Origin of the sequence: Cellvibrio japonicus Ueda107 (assembly GCF_000019225.1) — a bacterium.
GTDB classification, from domain to species: Bacteria; Pseudomonadota; Gammaproteobacteria; order Pseudomonadales; family Cellvibrionaceae; genus Cellvibrio; species Cellvibrio japonicus.
Window position 1 is genome coordinate 3,518,879 of the sequence record NC_010995.1, and the last position, 4,186, is coordinate 3,523,064.

The following is a 4,186-nucleotide window of genomic DNA, read 5'->3' on the forward strand; positions in this document are numbered from 1 at the left end:
ATTTAGGCCTCCACAGGTTGAAAAACAATGTCATGCATAAACGGTGACAGCAATTGCTGAATATGGGCCTGCATATAAGCCGCCGTATCCATCATTAGCTTTTCTGCAATCAGATGGACATGCCGATTTTTCCAGGACTCCAGATCACTGCCCTTAACCCATTGGTTGAAAGCTCCCAGAGCTGGGCCGGTGTGGACTTGATAATCCACACGCCTATTTGGATCGCCTTGCAGGGCGAGCTGGCTTGAATAATAAAAATAGTATTTGAAAATCAGACACATTTTATATTTTGGTAAAGCATTGGCTTTTTCCACTTCCTGCGGGCGCTGGGTATCCATTAAATGTTTCACAATGCCTTTCCAGATATCCTCAAGGGAATTCTTAAAATAATGTGTTTCAATTTGCTCACGCAAACCATGCGGAATATCATCAATACCGTCAAAGTGATTATAAATTTGATAGAGCTTGTTCGCCCTTGCCGCAAAAAAGGTACCTTTCTTAAGAACCTGGATCTTTGCGCCTATTTCAAACATATCTCCGGCAGGTGCGTAGGCTGTGTCTTTTACATTGATTGTTTGCAATATATCTTTCACTGCATCACTCGCACCACTCTCCACCGTACATTGGTTAATGGAACCGGTAAGAATAAAATCCGCGCCAAGGAAAAATGCCGCTGCTGCCGATTCGGGGGTACCGATCCCACCGGCCAATCCCACAAATATCGGCTGGGCGTATTGATGGTGTGCCTGCTTTGCTTCGCACAACTTTTTCATTGTGGGAAATAAAATAGTGGGATTGCCCATATCTGTATGCCCCCCCGAATCCGCTTCCACACAAATAGCGTGGCTCATCGGTACTTTACGACTCCACTCTGCTTGTTGCAGGGTAATTAGATTCGCCGTCAATAGCTCATCTACAATACGTTGCGGTGCCGGACTTAAGAATACATCTGCCACTTCCGGACGCGATAACTTTGCCATAATATGATGGTTGCATTTAATGGCTCCATCAGCGCCTTGCTCAAGTCCCGCAATCCGATACCAAACCAAAGCCGGTGTCACTGTCACAAAAGCAGAGGCCTCAATATGATTAACACCCAGATCCACTAACAAACGCACCAAATCCATTTCCGCGTCAGGATGATTAAGATTGCATAGAAAATTCACGCCAAAAGATGCCTTGTCAGCAATAGCGTTTTTAATGTGAATAACATCCTGACGAATAGAATCCAATGGCAATCCTCCAGCGCCTAAAAATGCCAACATGCCATTACGTGCCATGTTGATAACCATCTCTTTCGAGGCAATACCCCGGTACATGGAGCCACACACATAAGCATATTTAACATGATAGGTTTGGCGAAACAAAATATTGCCCAATGTTGCCGATGTAAAACTGCAATTCAATTCCGTATCCAATAACGGTGTTACGGTAACAACCTCCTCTGTGTGCGACGTCTCCGTCCAAGCCTGTCGTTCGTGCGTAGCAGCCAAGGGCATGGGATCGCACTGTTGAGTGATTTCATCTACCATTTTGCTTAAAATTAAACGTTCACCACATTCATGGTATTGGTCTACACCACAGGCCATAAGATAGCGAATGGAATCGCACCAGCGCACAGGGCTAGACAATTGCTGACTCAATGTTGTGTGGATTCGGTCTTGCTCATAGGGTTGCCCATTAACATTAGCGATGACAGGCTTATGCAGGGCCGAAAATTGAAAATCCTTTAAAAACTGTTCAAAGTTTTGCTGCGCATACTGCATCATGTGGGAATGGAATGCGCCCTGAACATTCAACGGAACCACTTTTATGCCACGTTTTTCCAGTTCGGAAAAAGCGTGCAACGTGCTTTGGTGTGGACCGGATAGAATTAATTGTGTCGGAGTATTGTAGTTGGCAATAACAATGTCTCGCAGATCCAACTCTGCGAGCAACGCTTGCAGTTGCTCCTCACGAGTACCCAATACTGCCAGCATGCCACCATCCCTGGCTTGGCTCATCAGTTGTCCGCGCTTTTTTACCAGAGTTAAACCTGTGCTGAAATCAAAGGCACCCGCCGCCATAAGTGCATTGTATTCCCCCAGGCTATGCCCAATATAAAAATCCGCGGTACCATTTTGGTTTTCATTAAGGTTTAAATAGTGCAACGCATTGACCGTAAAAATAGCAGGTTGGGTAAATTCTGTTTTGTTGAGCAACCCTTGAGGATCAAGCGTACACAACTCGGCAATATCGTAACCCAGGATACTATTAGCCTGGCTAACCAGTGTTGGGAAAAGGCGGAACAACTCCTTTCCCATACCGCGAAATTGTGTGCCCTGCCCTGCAAACATAATAGCTTTCATCTGTGTTTCCTTTCAGCTAAGCAACAGGATTGGTGGATACTGAAGGCTCCAGGGATTTTGCGTTGGTTTGCGCGGCAACCTTGGCTGATACAAAATGATCAGATCGACGGGCAATATTGAATTCCGGATTGAAAAACTCATGGCCATGCTTAAAAAATAATTTCAACATATGGCGCACTGGAATTTCGTAGTAACGGCGGATATGTTGTTTGGATTTGGTTTTTCCCCACAGCACGGAGAGCAGATTAGCAATTTGCTTATGACCGAAATTACGTACCTTTGGATCAAACACGCGCAACTTCGGCGAAATAAGCTCATGGTCATGTATTAATTGAAAAATACGCGAACTGGCTTCTTCCGCAGATATTTCATTACGATCAAACGCATCCACCAATTTTTTCCCTTCACTGAACAAGGTTGCGAATTCGGGTGAGTCTGGGCACAAATGACCAGGGTGAGTAACGCATTCGAGCTTCAACAAATCATTTTCGTCACCAGTTTCGAGAAACAATTCGTGCTGCTTGATTAACCTCAACTGATCCAAACCTGCTTCACCTATAGCCCATACACGCTGCCACGCATTCCATACACGATAATCTTTCCACGAACGATAAGCACTGGAAACCAGTTGATCGTTGTAACTCACACCACCGCGTGTAACCTGATCCACATACGCAAAATCCCTGGCATCGAACTTCTGTGTCCGCACAGCCTGAATAAGGCGATTGCCCAAATGAAAAATGCAATCCATGGTAATAGCCAGGCCGCGTGAGAACAAAGGATCCACAAAACCTGTCGCGTGCCCAAGGAGCACATAGCGATCGCCCACGGAATTCTCACAATTGTATTGCAAGCGACCGGTCTTGACCCATTCACGCGCCGGTTTGGAAAACTCAAATTGCTTTTTCACCGAGGGGAAACGCTGGATGATAGACAGGAACTCATCCTCTGCAGATTGACCACTATCGGGGAACTTATTGATGTCAAGGGTGTAGCCAACACTGCACAGGGGGTTGGTTCCTGTTCGAGTGTTGTTAAATGGAATAACCCAAATCCAGCCCCCCTCAAAAATATGATGGACTGTAGTCTGGAACCAGGGAATGGGCATATTGTGGTAATTCGCGGGAATACAATCATCGTAAGGCGCCACATGACACATGTGGGTGAATGCGGATCGGGTATTGGTTTCCATCGTGTTTTGCTTTGGACGCAACCCTAATTTATCTGCAATAACCGAGCGGTATCCTGTAGCATCTACTACATAATCTGCTTTGAAATTACCCTTATTGGTGTGAACTGTTACGCCCTCTTCGGTAAAATCCACGTCATTGATATTAACATCCACCTTAAAGTCTGCACCGTAACCCACGGCGACCTGAAATATATAAGCATCGATATCCTGACGAAACAAATGGTTTTCCAAACCATGCAAATGCGGAGGGATAATGAATTGATTGGCTTCATCTTCACGCTGAGTTCCATCATTGCGATGATAAACAAAACCTATACCTCGCTTTACACCGGAGGATGAGCAAACATGCTTGCGCACCCGGGAAAAGGAAACAAGGTTGTGGATCTCCGGCACATCATATCGATCTGCAATCAATTGGATCATTGATGATGTATGTCCAACAGTTGACTCACCAATGGCAAATTTAGGATGCGCCTGCTTATCCAGAATTAATACCGATATGCCATGTCGCGCCAAAATTGCCGCCATGACAGTTCCACCAATGCCACTTCCCAAGATGATTACTTGATGTTGCTTATTCATAAAAATTTCCTTTGTAAAATTGTTTATAGGAACATTAGCAAATCACAGAATCGCGTATTGTTCA

2 protein-coding genes are annotated in these 4,186 nt (G+C 45.1%); both read right to left on the minus strand.

Going from position 1 to position 4,186, the window contains the following annotated elements:
• Positions 1-2: 2 nt before the first annotated feature.
• Entirely contained in the window at positions 3-2,348 is a 2,346-nt protein-coding gene (gene fabD / locus CJA_RS14420) for an ACP S-malonyltransferase (protein WP_012488577.1), read from the minus strand.
• Positions 2,349-2,364: 16 nt separating this feature from the next.
• Positions 2,365-4,122, minus strand: coding sequence for an NAD(P)/FAD-dependent oxidoreductase (locus CJA_RS14425; RefSeq protein ID WP_012488578.1), 1,758 nt, complete (start codon positions 4,120-4,122; stop codon positions 2,365-2,367).
• Positions 4,123-4,186 lie beyond the last annotated feature (64 nt).